A 16,049-nucleotide genomic window follows, 5' to 3' on the forward strand; every position below is an offset into this window, starting at 1 on the left:
GGTTGCAATACAGAAATAATCTTTTCCCACATTGGCGAAAAAAGATTATTTCTGCGGTATCACTATTGCTTCATCATCATGCCAACCAGTTGCAGCATCTGCATTTCTGTCTGGCAAATTTTCTGAAGATCTGCCTGGGTCTCCCTGCTCATATCACCCAGTCGATCATTCATTTCATCCTGTCCGTGCCATTTTTCAGCAGCCATATCTTCCGGGTAAGCCTCTACCAGTCTGTCATGGAGTCCCTGCTGCTTTTCCCAGAGAACACTGAGCATAACGATAAGAATGGGAGGAGCCTGCCCTGTGAGTGAACGAAGCCTGATATAGGTCCAGTACAACTGAGCAATTCGAAAAGTGCTGTTGCGCAGACACAAAAGGGATAGATAAGCTTCTTCCTGATCAGTCATGAAGTGTCTCCTCGGTCCTATAGGGCACCCAGAACTCCTCATCAGAAGACTTACGACTGTCTTAAGGCTTGGGTAATACTGCGGATGAGGGTCACTCAGACAGCCTTCAGAAAGCAACCCATAAAATCACTGTAACATGGTCATCACAATTGCCCATAGAGAAAATCGACTCATTTTCCAGCTTCTGAACAGAGGTCATCAACAACCGGAAAAATCTCTGGTTAAAAAAGTTATCCACTTTTCCACAAAAACCCTTATCAACCCCCTGAATGAACTGTGGATAAGTGAAAAGCAGCCTTTGAATCCGGCTTCATTGAAGAGCTGGTTAAAAAATAGCCAACACCTCAATAAATAACCCTCGCCCGGCCACTTACCCTTTTAAGCGGTTTGACGGCTACTTAAGAACGGCACCCGGCGGCTGTCTGATCACACGTCTGATACCTAGCCAACCTGACAGGCCAATCAGCAAAGCACTGATAATGGGTAGCGTAAACCAGAGCCAGATAGCAGGCTGCCAGGAAAGCTCAAAGACCTGAACATTCAACCAAACGCTACAGAGTTCTGTGCCTAAAACGGCGATCACGCCGGAGAATGCTCCCATAATGAAGAATTCTCCTGTCTGCATGATCACAAGTTGCTTTCTGCTTCCACCCAGAGATCGAATTAAAGCGCCCTCACGCAGTCGGGTATCAAGACTGGCTTCTACAGCCGATGCCAGTACCAGCAAACCCGCCAGCAGCAGCGCCAGAAGCATGGCTTCCACCGCAAGAACGGACTGCTCAAGCATCATCTGAACCTGACTGATAACAGCATCCATATCCAACAGACTGATGGTTGGAAACTGTCGAACCAGTTCATTCAAAACCAGCCGGTCATCAGGTGGCAGATAAAAACTATTCAGCCAGGTGGCTGGCAACCCCTTCAGAGAAGTTTCTGGCAAAACCATATAAAAGTTGGGTTGGAAGGACTCCCATTGAACTTCCCTGATACTGGTGACCTCGGCAGTCAGTTTCGTCCCCGCAATCATGAACGACAGTTCATCACCCAGATTGACCCCCAGGTGTTCGACAATAGACTTCTCAATGGAAATCTCACCGGTATCACCCGGTTGCCACCAATCCCCTGCCACTATCTCGGCTTCAGATACAGGTTGGTCTGACCAGGTCATGTTCAACTCACGATGCAGGGAGTTATGATCCCTCTGCTTTTCTGAAACAGCCTCTTTGGCCGGCTGACCATTGATTTCAATCAGACGACCCCGAACCATAGGATAAAGGGACGTTCCTTCTATATCATTGCTCTGCAGGAAGTTCTGAAAGGGCTCCACTTCTGCCGACTGAATATTGATCGCAAAGTAATTGGGGGTTTTCTCAGGTAATTGTTGCTGCCAGCGTTGCAGTAAATCTGTTCTTACCAACAGCACCAACGCCATAGCCATGAACGTCAGGGTAAAGGCTATCAGCTGGGCAGATGTTTGTCCCTGTTCCTGCAGCAGTCGTTTCACACCAAGCCGCCAGACCATAGGTACGGGCTGCTCTGAAAGGCGACGATGAACGCTTGCTAGTCCGACTTTGACCGCCAGCATGATTATTGATATGACGGTGCCGACCCCAAGAATGATTCCCGCTGTCATCAAAAACTGGCCTGTGTGATACCAGAGCAGCAACAACATGGAAAGCAGAGATAGCCCATACACTGACCAAACGCCTGCGGCAGACGGTGTCAGCTCACGTCTTAGCACCCTCAATGGCGTAACTTCCCTCAGCCTCAGTAAGGGAGCCAGTCCAAATCCAATCAGTGTAATAATTCCGGTCAAACCACCCAGAACCATGGGCATAGAACCGGCCTCCGGGAGCCATACGGGTAAAACACCCGCCAACAGTTTGACCACTCCCGTTTGTAACAACCAGCCAATGAACACTCCGGGTAGTGCAACCAGAATAGCCATCAAGAGCAGCTCTCCGATAAAAATCTGCATGAGCTGATTCTGCTGCGCTCCCATGCACCGCATCACAGCGATACCATCAAAGCGTCGTTCGGCAAAGCGGCGACTGGACATGGCAACTGCGATACCTGCCAGAAGCATGGCAGCAATACTGCCCAGTCCCAAAAACTGCCTTAGAAGTACAACAGAACTGCGCAGGTCTTCACGGTCGTCTTCTGCCAGATTCAGCTTTTCGCTGTCGGATAAAAGGGGCTCAATCTTATTTTTGAATCCTGTCAGCTGGTGTTCTTCGCCCGCAATCAAGGTTTTCCAGTGAACCCGACTGCCTGGCTGGATAATTCCAGTAGCATCCAGATCGTTTATGTTGAACATCAGGCGGGGAGACAGACTGTAAAAACCACCCCCACGATCGGTTTCCAGAGTGATGGCACGTGCGACTTTGAACTCTGACTCCCCAAGTATCAAAGTGTCGCCTACTTCAACGCCCAGGAGCGGAAACAATCTGGGCTCCAGCCAGACTTCCCCTTCGTCAGGCGTATCCTCAGTCACTTCATCCGGTGCAAAAGGCTGATCAGCCGCTCTCATTTGCCCACGTAGGGGATAATTACTGGATACCGCTTTAGCTGAAACCAGCTGCATCTGATCTCCAGCCATGACTACTGAAGGAAACTCCAGAACAGTGGCTTGCTCAACAGGTTGGCTTGCTATCGTCTGACTCACCTCTTCAGACAGCTTTGTGGGACTGCTAATGACCAGATCAGCCCCCATCACCTCGGCTACCTGTCTACCCAGTGAAAGTTGTAGCCTGTCGCTGAAAATCGCGATAGCGGTGCTGACGCTCACTGCCATCAGAAGAGATAACATCAGCAGCCAGAGTTCACCGGATCGCCAGTCCCTCACCAGAAAACGCCAAGAGAGCATAAGACTTCGACTCATTTGGCTGCTCCGGAGTGTTCAACCTCTTCTTCCAGACGCCCCTGAGTCAGCTTTAAGACTCGCTGACAGCGCCGGGCTAACTGCAAATCGTGAGTCACCAGAACCAGGGTTGTTTTGTTTTCCCGGTTCACTTCAAAGAGCAAGTTAATGATACTTTCCCCGGTTTTTTCATCCAGATTGCCCGTCGGCTCGTCTGCAAACAGAATGTCTGGCTGCCCGGCAAAAGCCCTGGCAATGGCAACCCGCTGTTGTTCTCCACCGGATAACTGTCTGGGGTAGTGAGTCAGCCTTTGAGATAATCCCACCCTTTCAAGTAACGTTCTGGCATGCGTCTGGGGGCTCTCTTTTCCTGCCAGTTCCAGGGGTAGCATGACGTTTTCCAGTGCGGTCAGATTGGGCAGAAGATGGAAAGACTGAAAAACAAAGCCGGTATGATCAGCCCTGACCCGGGCTCTGGCGTCTTCATCCAGATGATCAATCCGGTTTCCAGCCAGAGCCACCTCACCCTGAGTAGGCTGATCAAGACCTGCAAGAATGCCCAGCAGAGTAGATTTGCCGGACCCTGAAGTCCCGATGATGGCGACAGACTCCCCGGACTTGATCTTGAGATCGAGTCCGGACAAGATGGTGAGCGATCCACTCCGGGCTGTCACTGTTTTAATCAGAGATTGCGCCGAAACGGCAATGGGGGATCCTGTGCTAATAATCATACGCAGTTGTTTGCCGATGTATAAATTAATTGTTATTGGGCGGTTTTTTTCTGTGAAAAATAGTGCGTTTTACCCGCGTTCATATTCGAGGATGACACAAAATAGTCTTTTTTTCTCATGGCTTTCTATACGCTCATGGCTGTTTATCGGATCTCTCACCCTGAGCTGGAATACATCCGCAGCCGAGAAAACCCTGCTGGTTTATGGTGACAGTCTCAGTGCGGCTTATGGTATTGAAATTAATCAAGGATGGGTTCATTTATTACAGCAAAAAATGCAACAAGCCAACCCTGACTGGAAAGTGGTCAATGTCAGTATCAGTGGCGAGACAACAGCGGGAGGCCTGAGTCGGCTAAAAACGACACTAGATAAATATAAGCCTAAGCTCATACTCTTGGAATTGGGGGCAAACGACGGGCTTCGGGGCACTTCTCTGGAGAGCACGAAACAGAACCTTGAAAAAATGATTGAAATGGCCCAGGCCAATAACGTCAAAACCGTCCTGTTTGAGATGCAGATTCCTCCCAATTACGGACCAATCTATACCCGTAAATTTACAAACATTTTTCAGGAACTGGGCAAAACCTACAACCTGACTGTTGTACCCTTCTTTCTTCAGGGTGTTGCAGGAAACAGTAATTTGAATCAGCCTGATGGCATCCACCCAAGCGCCGGCGCACAACCAAAACTGCTCAAAAATATCTGGACTACTCTCCAGCCACTCCTGAAGTGAAATTAAACTGCCCAACCATCTGTCGGCCACTGACTTAGAGCCTCATCCGGTTGGAGGGGACCTGCCCTTCTTTGAAGAAATTTTCGGGCTGGCAGGTCAAATTTTTCGTCTATGCTCATATTCGTTTTTATTAGGGACGGATTGAGCTATGCGTCATTATTTTATTCATCAATCAAGATGGCTTTTTTTATTTGTTTTGTTAACGGGCCCGCAAGTGCTAGCCACCCCCTGTAAGAATTGCGGCAAAGAGAGTGAGCCCGGTAAGGATGGGCAAATGTTCTGCCAAACCTGTAACTCATTGAAGTTTACTTCTCCACCTCCCAGCCCGTCATCCTCCGATAATGAAAGTTTGAAAAACTTTGCAGCTCGAAAGAACGCCACCGAAACAATAAACTCCATCACACCTTCTCCCAAGGTAGCTCCGTCATCCTATAGCATCTCGTTATCGAAGGGTAAAAATGATGATGAGTTGATGGCTCAAATTCGCGTCAATGACATGGCTCGAATTCATGTCAGTGACATGGTTGTTGATGGCGATGTGCGGGAAGATAGCGATGCATTTACTAAGGTGCTTGCCAAGGTTATTGCTCAGGATCTGATGGAGATTGATGAAAACATGAAGGTGAGTCATCTGAAAGTTAAGCTGGAGGAGAGTCATCATCTGCAGAAGTTGTTGAAGATGGTGGAACAACAACTAAAGCAGTTGAAGATGTTGCAAAAGTCGCAAAAACTGTACCATGCACAGCTCAATGCAGGCGCTCTGAAGACACAAAAGATGCCAATTCATGAAAAGCTAATAGCTCTTAATCATGAGAGAGCGGCGAAAATAGCCTCATCTCAATGGCCGAGCCTGTCAGATATGCGAATGACTAATCTGCTCAGTGCTGAGTTTCAGAATTCTCAACTGATGATGGATCTTACCTCAGTTTTCCAGGCTATTCAGGGAGGAAATATGATACAGCTGCTCATTACTCAGAGTGTGGCAGCAGATGAGGGCAGTCAGGCTGCTGCAGGTACAGTTACGCCGATGATACTTGGCTTTATTATTCCAGACCCTGCTATGGACGGTCATAAAGAGTCTACAGATATGCACCTGCTCACGGGAACCCGGCCAGTGCAAGTAAATCAAGATAATTTAAAAAACGTACTCACAGACATGATGAAGGCACTCGGTGAAAACAAACACAATGCTCATTTATCTTTACACTTCTTTCTGAGCCCTCCAACGTATCTTCACGATAACGAAGATCCTCTACCATCAACGTTCAATATCGAAAATTCAATTAATCTTAATCCTTCCCTTGGCGGATTTGCCTTCGACAAGGTCTTTTGACCACAAACAGTATTTGATCAGCCCGAGGATGTATTTTTTGCCGCTGTTCTCAGGTGACGCGGGAAGTGCTTTGTTAATTGATTCATGATGGGTATCTCCTGCGTTGTGAGGGATAAAAGCTTGCAGCCGGGTTGTGATTTTTGAAGACGTCCTCAAATCAGCGCTTCAGGTTGAAAAGTTTTAAACGGCCAGACTGCTGGTTCTGATGTTGCGATTGAACCGCATCATGGAATGAACCCTGATCCTTCATGGCCCCGACATATCATCGGGCCGGGCTGGTCTTGCCTTTCGTTGAGACATATTCTGGCTGGCAGGGAAAGATTTTAGTCTATGCTCATATTCGCTTTTGATTAAGGGCGGATTGAGATATGCGGCATTATTTTATTCATCTGGCGAGATGGTTTTTCTTATTTATTTTGTTGTTTAGCCTAAAAGTGTCAGCTAGCCCCTGTAAGAATTGCGGTAAAGAGAATGAGCCCGGTAAGGATCCGCAAATGTTGTGCCAAGCCTGTGATTGCGAGAAGCTTACTTCTCTGGCTTCCAGTCCGTCATCCCCCGCTAATGAAGGTTTGAAAAACTCTGCAGCCAAAAAGGACGCCACCGGAGCAACGAACGATGAGATACCTGTTCCCCCCAAGTTAGATCCGTCACCCTATGGGATCTGGTTAACGAAGGATGAAAATGAAGGTTCGTTGAAGGCTCGAATTCAAGTTAGTGACGAGACTTTGGATGCTTTTGAGCGGGAAGACGGCAATGCATATGCAAGGGCAGTTGCCAAGATACTTGCTCTGAATATGACCGAGATTGCTGAAGACATGGATGTGAATGAATTGGATGTTAGTTTGGAGGGGGAGCATCACTGTCAAAAGAAAATGGAGAGGCGGGATCCTCAAAACCTGCATAAGTCCCTGAAATTTTTTATGCGTCGCTTTCAAAAACAGATGAAGAAGGGGGCTCACAGTCAGTTGGAGAGGTTTCAAGAACTGCATCAGGCACAGCTTAATGCAGGAGCCCTGCAGATAAAAAAGATGCCAATCCACAAAAAGGCAACAGCCCTTACTCATAAGAGAACTGCGAGAATAGACCCCTCTCAATGGCCGAACCTGTCAGATATGGGAATGACTCTCCTGCTCAGTGCTGAGTTTCAGAATTCCCAACTGATGATGGATCTTACTTCAGTTTTTCAGGCTATTCAGGAAGGAAATATGATACAGCTGATCATTACTCGAATGGTAGTGGCCGATGAGGGCAACAAGGCTGCCGCCGCCACAGTTAAGCCGATATTGCTTGGAGCTATTATTCCGGACCCTGCTATGAACGGTCATACAGAGTCTACGGATATGCACCTGCTAATTGGGCGGCTGCCAGTGCATGTTAATCAGGATAATTTAATGAACGTACTTACAGCCATTATGCAGGCGCTCGGTAAAAGACGGCGCAATGCTCATTTATCTTTACACTTTTTTCTGAGCCCTCAAATGTCTATTCAGGACATCGAAGATCCTCTACCATCAACGATCAATATCGAACATTCGATTAATCCTGATCCTTTTCTTGGCGGCTTTGCCACTGATAAGTCCTTGTAACTGCGCACAGTATTGTCGAATTAATACAATCAGTGCAATCATCACTGACTTAGAAGTCAGAAGACGTTTACTCTGCTGATTCTGACGATGCGATTTGAACGCATCATGAACTGACCTCTGATCCCGGACGAGCTCGTCATATGATCGAGTAGTATGGGACTTGCCTCTCTCTATGAATTCTGTTGGCGGGCAGTGCAAAATTTTAGTCTATGCTCATATTCGTTTTTTTATTAAGGACGGATTGAGATATGCATGGTTATGTTATTCATCCATCGAGATGGCTTTCTTTATTTGTTTTGTTGCTTAGTGTGAAAGTGCTGGCTGCCCCCTGTACCTGTCAGCGTTGCGGCAAAGAGCTGTTCTGCCGAACCTGTGATTCCGGGAATTCTACTTCTCCACCACCTGGTTCGTCATCCTGCGCTGATGAAGATTTGGAAAGCTCTGCAGCAAAAAACACCACCGGAGCAACGAGCTCTGAGACACCTGATCCCGATGAGGGTTATCCCTTACCCTATAGGTTCTTGACGGTAGAGAAGGATGAAAATAATGATGCGTTAATTGTTCATGTTAAAGTCGTACGCAGGATTATTGATGCCATCGAGCGGGAAGCAGATGCCGATAAATGTGTCAGGGTATTGGCTGAGCAGATTGCTTCTAATCTGGTAGATGTGGCCAATCTCAGGGGGTTAGATCATGTAAATTTTAAGTTGGACGAGGGGGATAGGGAGCGTCTGCCAAAGCTATTTGAGATGGTGGAGCAAAAGCAAAAGCAGATGGAGTTCTTGAAAAAAATGTTTCTGGCAGCGCGCAGAGCAGGAGCCGGAGCCGAATGGCCAATAGTAATAAATCACCCAATCCATGTAATGAAGTCCCCAATCCATGAAAGGGTAGAAACTCTGACTCAAGAAAGAGCCGCGAAAATAGACTCATCCCAATGGCCGGATCTGTCAGATATGGGAATGTTTCACCTGCTCACTGCTGAGTTTCAGAACGCCTCACTGATGATCGATCTCACTTCTGTTTTTCAAGCTATTCAGGAAGGAAATTTGATACAGCTGATCATTACCCGAATGGCAGTGGCCGATGGGGGTAATCAGGCTGCCGCGAGCACAGTCACGCCGGTGATGCTTGCAGCTATTATTCCGGATGCCTTCACTGGGTGCAGCCTTTGCAGCGGTGACGGTCAAACAGATTCTACGTATATTCATCTGGTATGGGGAACCCCGACAATGGATATCAATGAACAAAACCTGCCCCTGCCAGTGCGTTTTAAACAACATAACTTAATGAATGTACTCACAGCCGTTATGAATGTAGTCAGTGAAAACGAGCACAATGCAGATTTATCTTTACACCTTTTTACAACCCCTCGAACCTATGTTATTCAGGATGACGAATATCACCCATTGTGTAGACTCAATCTCAGAGATCGGATTAATCCTGGCCTTCCCGTCAGCGTAATCGCCACTGATGGTGGAATAAGTCAATAAGTGCAATCATCACAAGTTCAGGAGTCAGTAGACGTTTGTTGTGCTGACTCCATTGAATGGTAAAAAAAGCCCCCAGTGTTTTGCGGCTGATGGCATTGCTGATAGCTGCAAGGCTGAGTCCCGAGAGCTGTTTCCAGTTCACATCGCTTTTGATAGGCCCCCGACTCTTAACGGCGATCAGGTTAAACTGCATGATTTCGTTGGCAACAATCTCGTTTGCTCCATTTTCCCCAAGCATGTCCCGAGACAGAACCCGGCACTTTCGACTGACCTCCCTGGCATCAGGCCTGCTTGAATACTCCGTCAGCAAATAACCCTGCTCAAGTCGGTGATGGGCCTCCCGGGCATTTGCCTGAGCATAACAACTGAGACGCCAGGCTCCCGCTGAGGTACCCAGAAGGTTCAGGGGTTGCTGCCTGTCTTTGAAGTATTCTCCTATCAGACACTTGTCCAGACCTGTTAGCACGAACCATTTAGGACCGCCCGAAGCTCCCAGCATGACATCAATACCGGACTGAGGAAGACCTTCATCTCGTATTTTTGCCAGAGCCCCGGAACCGGCCCTGATTTCAAGGACATCAGCCATTACCGGACTGCTCTGACAACGCTTGTCGGATATCTTCAGGGATGGGAGAAGCTTTCCCGGCCTGATAATCATAGTGAATCAACACTGCCTTGCCTCGTGCCGCCAGAACGTCTTTCTGCCAAGCTTCATGATAGATACACATGGATGAATTACCCACCTTCTCAAGGCAGGTTCTGATTTCAACATCAGCCCCGTACTTTAGCTGTGCTGTATATTCCACTTCAATTCTGGCAATGATCAGTCGCCAGGTTTCGGTATCCAGACCCGGAGAAAACAGACGAAAGATCGGCTCTCTGGCCTGTTCAAACCATACGGGCAGAACCGTGTTATTTATGTGCCCCAGGGCATCTGTCTCAGAAAAGCGGGGAGAGAGGGTATGCAGGTACATCAGTATTCTTCTTTATAATTGGAAACCTGCTTTGAATAGACTGCAATGGCTTCCTGCTGTCAGTATTATTGTTTAATCAGTTTCCTATGATGCCTGCATGAGAAAAAGATGCAAATAGTCGTTTAGCATGTCTGAAGCTATTCAGGATACACAATGGCAGGAGTCCATTTCAGCCATTCAGGCTTCGGTTCGTCAGCCAACTCGAACGACGTTTCCGGAGCAACCCGAACTCCCTGCTCTGGTGTCGCAAAGGCGATGCCACCTGCCAGAACCGCTTCGAGAGACTCTGTTCGAATGCTGGCACCACTGAACAAACCAAAGTGGAAATCCACGCCACTGGCATTCCAGAATTGGCTTTTTTTGGTGACCAGCGGAGCGTAGCGATCCTCGATGTTGAGAAAAATAATGACTTTGTTGGCCGGGTTACCTAGCTTGAATCCGGTGACCACACCTACCGGAATTTCCCGGTAATAAACGGGATTGCCCGGTTTAATGGAGCCCAGTTGAGTGCTGACCAACTGAATACGCAGACCACCAGAGCGAGGCTGGTCGTCAGGCGCTCGTGGGTCTGCAACAAAAACATCACGCTTGGCAGCAGCTTGAGAGCGTGCCGGCGACACGCTGATATAAAGACCCGTCAGCAGTGTTTCCAGATGAGCCGTGTTAGTCAGGCCAAGTTTGGGTTTGACCAGCCAGAATCTGGAACCTCTGCGAGCCAGCCAATCTGCGCTTTCATTAAGCAATATTGTGGCTTGTATGGCTTTTTTGGCATCATCCAGATTAAGCTCTGTTACTCTTCCCATTTCCAAACCTTTGTACTTCAGTCGTGTACCTACCTGAAGGCCATCCGCAGATTCAAACTGAATGTGTATGAACTTGCCTGTTTCGCTTGCCTGATTAATATCGTCATACAAAATAAACCGGGTTTTGTTGGGAACTCTGGCTGCATCAGGGTTAGGGGTTTTAAATGCAATGCCGCCTGATAGCATAGAATTTAGTGTGCCCGCCCTGACCTTGAACCCCTGCAATCCACCTTCCAATGTCACACCGCTGATATTCCAGAAAAGTGTACTTTTATTCACAAGATGTTGATATTCAGGCTTGATCAATATTTTGACCACCACACCGTCTTTTCCCAGCGAGTAGGACTCCACCTCACCGACAGGCATCTTTCTGTAGAGGACAGGACTCCCTTGATTCAGGCCTTCAAGAGAGTCGGCCCTGAGTTCAAGGTGCAAGCCCGGAGAGGAGGGTGAAGCCGGAGGCTTATTGGCCAGACCCATGAACTCTTTTTCCGGTTCTGCTTTTTTCATATCAACCTGACTGACATCCATAGCGATATAGCGGCCAGCCAACAAGGTTTCCAGACCGGTGATGCCTTTCAGGTTTATTTGTGGTGCCACCATCCAGAAACGGGCACCTTTTACCAGAATGTTCCCGGCTTCGGGACGAATAACGGCCTCGGCAATAATGGCTGAGTAATCCTCATTAAACGACGTATCTTTGATAACGCCCACTTCCATACCATGGAACAGTATTTTTGATTTCTCCTGACCAAGGGCAACATCCAGAGGGAACTTAATAGAAATACGGATACCCGCTTCCGCTGCATCATAATCGTTATACAAAGGAAAGCGGGCTCCATCGGAAGCTTCCGGCTCTTTTTCCTCCCATTCCGGAGTGTAAAGAGCAACCCCGCCCTGAATCATGGAAATCAACGACTGAGTTCTCACCTTCAGGTGGGTCAGGCTTCCGGAAATATCCACTCCCCCTGCATTCCAGAAGCGGGTATTTTTTCTAATCAGATGTCTGAACATCGGCTTGATGTATATATGGATATCGACCCTTTCGTCATCGGACGAGAGAGCGTAACGAGTTACTTCGCCAATCTTTAGACGACGATAATAAACCGGACTACCCTCCTGCACAGAAGACAACTCATCAGCCTGAAGTATCAGGCTCAGTCCACCTTCGTTAATGCCCGGCGTGGGTGGCGACTTTAGCGCCGAAAAGGACAGCTGCTTGCTACCCTTCCCAGAAGGCTTAAAAGCGATATAGTTGCCAGAGACCAGAGTATCCAGACCAGACACTCCCGCTACAGAAAGTTGCGGCTGAACCAGCCAGAACTGACTGTTATCCCTGAGATAATTCTCCATCTGCCGGTCCATTTCCAGCACGACATCGACACCTTCAAGGTCGTCTGTCATGGTCATTCGGGCCACTTTACCGATCGCCAGACCGTTGTACCTGACTTCTGTTTTGCCCACCTGCATGCCTTTGGCGCTGTCAAAGTGAACGTGAACTTCCAGACCGTGTTGATAAAGGGTTCTCCAGATCAGAAAGGCAACGATCATCAAAGCAATGGCAGGCAGCAGCCAGATGGCTGGAACACGACGACGCTCTTTCAGATCAGCGTTCACAGCGATCTTTTTATCGCTCATTGTTGATCTCCTTTCAGACTGAACTGCCTTGACCGGTCCCAAAGTAATCTGGGATCAAAACTCATTGCCGCCCACATAGTCAGCACCACTACCGCAGCAAACGCAAAAGCCGCAGGACCCGCCGTCACAGTGCCCAAATGCCCGAACTGCACCAGTGCAACGAGCAGCGAGATAATAAAAATATCCAGCATGGACCAGCGGCCAATCCAGACAATCAGTCGATACAAGACGGTCTGACGACCCGGGTTCATCCTTCGTGTATGCACACAAACCAGCAGCCACACCATGCCCAAAAGTTTCATCAGAGGGACCAGGATGCTCGCTGTAAAAACCAACAGAGCAATGGGTGCCATACCATGATGCACCAGCTCTATAACACCCGACATGATGGTATCCGGCTTGCTGCGCCCAAATCGGCTTACGGTCATTATCGGCAGCATATTTGCAGGTATGTAGAGCAGTCCGGCGGTCAGGGTCAGAGCCCAGGACCGGGACAGACTGTCTTTTTTTCTTAACCGCACTTTACTGCCACAACGGGGACATCGGTCATCTTCTGCCTGACAAACCTTGTGGCAATCCAGACACAGTTTTATCCCACGGTCAGCACCACTGGACATCAGGCTGGATTGATCCGGATCCGATGCAGTCATTCATCCTCTCCCAGCATTGTCCAGATCTCATGTTCATTCAGGTTCAGGGTGATGATCAATTCACAAAGCATCAGCCCGGCAAAGCAATACAAGCCTATGCCTACCTGCGCACTGGCCATATCTGCCAGTTTGATGACCGCCACCAGGGCACCCAGAAAATAGATTTCCGTCATACCCCACTCTTGCAGATGGGCATACAGTCTGAGCAGACTTCTGGATAACCTGCGCCACCGGCCGTTGACGGCAGGAACTTTGATGCTAGTCACTATGATCTGAAGCAGAATCAAAAGACGCAGCAGAGGGATCAGAATGGCAAACAACAGAACCAGTAAGGCAATTGCACCATAATCCCCTTGATAAAGAGCGACAACACCTCCGGAAATGGTGCTTTGCTGAACATTCCCCAGAATGTCCATGGACAGAACAGGGTAATAATTGGCCGGTATGAACAGAATTAAACCGGTCACAACAAGAGCCAGGCAACGCTGGATGCCTGCAGGGCGGTGAGACTCCAGCACACAGCCACATCGAGGGCATGCAGCCTGCTGCCGATAGGCTGGATCATGTCTGAAGACCGGGGTATTTATCATCAGGTCACAGTCAGGACAAAGCCTGATGCCTGAATCAAAACTCGTCTCTTTTTTAACCATACAGGTATATCTGGGGAAGAAACTGAACAAATTCTGCCATATAATCTGCCAGTGAATTTTAGCTGTTCTGATTGCCTTGTCTCTATATCGGCAGCACGGACCAGTACTGCGCCCCGGTTCACTGTGAGGCGTCAATAACAGATACACAATGATTCAAGAGGTCAAGGTATGCTTCCCGTTGAGCGTCGAGAGCACATTCTGTCTTACGTTGAAGAAAAAGGTTGTGCCAATATCGAAGAGATGGCGGAGAAATTCGATGTTTCCCAGATGACTATTCGTCGCGATATACGCACTCTGGAGCAGGAGGACAAACTGCGCGTCACCTATGGCGGTGCAGTATCCAAAAGCTTCCTGATGGAAGATATCCCCTACGAAAAGAAGAACGCTGTCAACATTGAAGAGAAAAAGTCCATTGCTCACGAGGCCCTCAAGCTGGTTAAGGAAGGACAGATCATTCTGCTGGATGCCGGTACAAGCACCATGGCCCTGGCCAAACTGATGATGCGCATGAAGGTCACCATTGTGACCCCGGACCTGAAGATCGCTCTGCAACTTTCAGACTCCTCCACCGCCAGGGTCTACACCACGGGAGGTCTGGTCAGCGCCATTACCAAGGCTCACTGTGACACAACCGCCCTGTCTTTCCTGGACAGCATTAACGCAGACATTGCTTTTCTGGCGACCAACAGCTGGAGTCTGCAACACGGTATGACCACTGCCTCTACCGACCATTACTTTATTCGTCGCAAGATGCTGGAACGTGCAACCCGCAGTGTTCTGCTGGCAGACTCCAGCAAGTTCGGAGCTTCCAGCATGAAGACTATCTGTCAGCTGGATGAGCTGGATACCATTATCACGGACAGCCGTTTCGATGACGAGAGTCTGGCGGCCATCAGGGAATCAGGCGGTCATATTATCCGCTCCTGATGATGCGACAGCATCTCATCACACCTTTTGCGACAGCTTCTTTGGCGTGGTGACATCTTCTAAACTCACAGCTATAAAATAGGTTGAGACCAGCCAGATGTTGCTGTGAGTAATGAAACCCCTGATCAGTATGCCAATGGGCGACCCGGCCGGAATCGGCCCGGAAGTCCTGATAAAAGCACTTTCAGCCAATGACTTTTCCGATGCCTCTCGATTACTGGTCGTCGGCTATGTGGAGATCCTTCAGCAAACTATCTCGTCCTGCAATTTGCCCCTTACTATCAAGTCTGTGAAGACCTGTGCAGATATTGATCCCCGGACGGGTATTCTCAATGTCCTTGAGCCTCCCAACCCCCGCCAAATTTTCGAGCTGGGCAAGGTTTCCGCTGCCGCAGGAAAGATGGCCTACGACTGTATTCAACTCGCAACTCAACTGGCTCTGGACAAAGAAGCCCACGCTCTTGTAACGCCTCCCATTAACAAGATGTCTCTGGACGCAGCAAATATCAGAGAAACAGGACACACCGAAATTCTTGCCGATCTGACAGACAGCAAACACCCACTCACTTTGTTTGAGGTTGCAGGCTTGAAAGTATTTTTTCTCTCACGACATTTGTCTCTCAGGCTGGCGTGTGACTTCGTTACTCAAAAGAACCTGATTCAATGTGCTGAAAGCGCGGTTGATGCCCTGAAATCGCTGGGTATTGAGGCCCCTCACCTGGCTATAGCAGGGTTAAATCCTCATTGTGGAGATAACGGACTGTTTGGACATGAAGAACAAGAAGAAATCTGGCCCGCTGTCCGTAAACTGCAACAACTTGGATTCAACGTGTCGGGCCCCTTGCCTGCCGACTCAGTGTTTTATCAGGCTCTGAATGGACAGTTTGATGCCGTCATCTCGCTCTACCACGATCAGGGACACATCGCGACCAAGATGGTGGACTTCCATAAAACCATTTCCATCACCTGTGGCTTGCCCTTTCTAAGAACGTCAGTAGATCATGGCACCGCTTATGATATTGCCGGAAAAGGTGTTGCTTCTGCCGTCAGCATGACCGAAGCAATAAAGGTTGCGATCCGTTATCTGAGAATGATGGGAACACTGGCTCTTTGATTCATTGCTACTGCAAGCGTTTTACCAATCCATTAATCCTAAACAGTAACGGAATAAAAAATATCGACTTCCAGACCTGCCCATGGACCCGGGCCAGGCTTTTTTTCCAATTTTTTCTCTTCAACCCTGAAGTATTCTCAACTCTCTGCCGAT

The 16,049-nt window shown here is 48.5% G+C and carries 14 protein-coding genes; 6 read left to right on the forward strand and 8 right to left on the reverse strand.

Going from position 1 to position 16,049, the window contains the following annotated elements; genetic code table 11:
• Nucleotides 1-62 precede the first annotated feature (62 nt).
• The 3 genes from KDK19_RS13525 to KDK19_RS13535 form a co-directional block, all read right to left on the reverse strand.
• Nucleotides 63-407, reverse strand: a complete 345-nt coding sequence (locus KDK19_RS13525) for a hypothetical protein (RefSeq protein ID WP_257274792.1) — start codon at nt 405-407, stop codon at nt 63-65.
• Nucleotides 408-801: 394 nt separating this feature from the next.
• Nucleotides 802-3,288, reverse strand: a complete 2,487-nt coding sequence (locus KDK19_RS13530; RefSeq protein ID WP_257280352.1) for an ABC transporter permease — start codon at nt 3,286-3,288, stop codon at nt 802-804.
• Nucleotides 3,285-3,998, reverse strand: a complete 714-nt coding sequence (locus KDK19_RS13535) for an ABC transporter ATP-binding protein (protein ID WP_257252497.1) — start codon at nt 3,996-3,998, stop codon at nt 3,285-3,287. Before KDK19_RS13535 ends, KDK19_RS13530 begins: the two co-directional genes overlap by 4 nt.
• A gap of 91 nt (nt 3,999-4,089) precedes the next feature.
• On the opposite strand from KDK19_RS13535, the gene KDK19_RS13540 reads away from it, so the two are divergent.
• The 4 genes from KDK19_RS13540 to KDK19_RS13555 all read left to right on the forward strand — a co-directional run bounded on the left by KDK19_RS13540 (nt 4,090) and on the right by KDK19_RS13555 (nt 9,140).
• Nucleotides 4,090-4,731 (forward strand): arylesterase, encoded by a 642-nt coding sequence (locus KDK19_RS13540; protein WP_257274789.1) that lies wholly within the window; start codon nt 4,090-4,092, stop codon nt 4,729-4,731.
• Between the two features lie 520 nt (nt 4,732-5,251).
• Nucleotides 5,252-6,064: a hypothetical protein gene (locus KDK19_RS13545; RefSeq protein ID WP_257292161.1), complete on the forward strand. Its 813-nt coding sequence runs from the start codon at nt 5,252-5,254 to the stop codon at nt 6,062-6,064.
• 494 nt (nt 6,065-6,558) lie between these two features.
• A complete protein-coding gene (locus KDK19_RS13550) occupies nt 6,559-7,650 on the forward strand; it encodes a hypothetical protein (RefSeq protein ID WP_257292162.1) in 1,092 nt (363 codons plus the stop codon).
• Between the two features lie 248 nt (nt 7,651-7,898).
• Nucleotides 7,899-9,140 carry a hypothetical protein gene (locus tag KDK19_RS13555; protein ID WP_257280349.1) on the forward strand — a complete coding sequence of 414 codons (1,242 nt, stop codon included), beginning with the start codon at nt 7,899-7,901 and terminating at the stop codon, nt 9,138-9,140.
• Here KDK19_RS13555 and KDK19_RS13560 read toward each other — a convergent pair.
• The 5 genes from KDK19_RS13560 to KDK19_RS13580 all read right to left on the reverse strand — a co-directional run bounded on the left by KDK19_RS13560 (nt 9,103) and on the right by KDK19_RS13580 (nt 13,855).
• Complete coding sequence (locus KDK19_RS13560) at nt 9,103-9,726, reverse strand: hypothetical protein (RefSeq protein WP_257254118.1); 624 nt, start codon at nt 9,724-9,726, stop codon at nt 9,103-9,105. The genes KDK19_RS13555 and KDK19_RS13560 overlap by 38 nt on opposite strands.
• A complete protein-coding gene (locus tag KDK19_RS13565) occupies nt 9,719-10,114 on the reverse strand; it encodes a thioesterase family protein (RefSeq protein ID WP_257254119.1) in 396 nt (131 codons plus the stop codon). Before KDK19_RS13565 ends, KDK19_RS13560 begins: the two co-directional genes overlap by 8 nt.
• A 137-nt stretch (nt 10,115-10,251) precedes the next feature.
• A complete protein-coding gene (locus tag KDK19_RS13570; protein ID WP_257280348.1) occupies nt 10,252-12,555 on the reverse strand; it encodes a PqiB family protein in 2,304 nt (767 codons plus the stop codon).
• The gene (locus KDK19_RS13575) at nt 12,552-13,205 is read right to left on the reverse strand and encodes a paraquat-inducible protein A (RefSeq protein ID WP_257274783.1); all 654 of its coding nucleotides are present in this window, start codon (nt 13,203-13,205) and stop codon (nt 12,552-12,554) included. The genes KDK19_RS13570 and KDK19_RS13575 overlap by 4 nt, the downstream gene beginning before the upstream one ends.
• Nucleotides 13,202-13,855: a paraquat-inducible protein A gene (locus tag KDK19_RS13580; RefSeq protein WP_257274782.1), complete on the reverse strand. Its 654-nt coding sequence runs from the start codon at nt 13,853-13,855 to the stop codon at nt 13,202-13,204. Before KDK19_RS13580 ends, KDK19_RS13575 begins: the two co-directional genes overlap by 4 nt.
• Before the next feature lie 168 nt (nt 13,856-14,023).
• Here KDK19_RS13580 and KDK19_RS13585 point away from each other — a divergent pair, with 168 nt between their 5' ends.
• Together KDK19_RS13585 and pdxA are read left to right on the forward strand one after the other, a co-directional pair.
• Nucleotides 14,024-14,782 (forward strand): DeoR/GlpR family DNA-binding transcription regulator, encoded by a 759-nt coding sequence (locus tag KDK19_RS13585; protein ID WP_257274781.1) that lies wholly within the window; start codon nt 14,024-14,026, stop codon nt 14,780-14,782.
• 112 nt (nt 14,783-14,894) lie between these two features.
• Nucleotides 14,895-15,896 (forward strand): 4-hydroxythreonine-4-phosphate dehydrogenase PdxA, encoded by a 1,002-nt coding sequence (pdxA, locus tag KDK19_RS13590; protein WP_257280346.1) that lies wholly within the window; start codon nt 14,895-14,897, stop codon nt 15,894-15,896.
• The last annotated feature ends 153 nt before the right edge of the window (nt 15,897-16,049 follow it).

The organism is Endozoicomonas sp. ONNA1 (assembly GCF_024606325.1).
Classification (GTDB): domain Bacteria; phylum Pseudomonadota; class Gammaproteobacteria; order Pseudomonadales; family Endozoicomonadaceae; genus Endozoicomonas_A.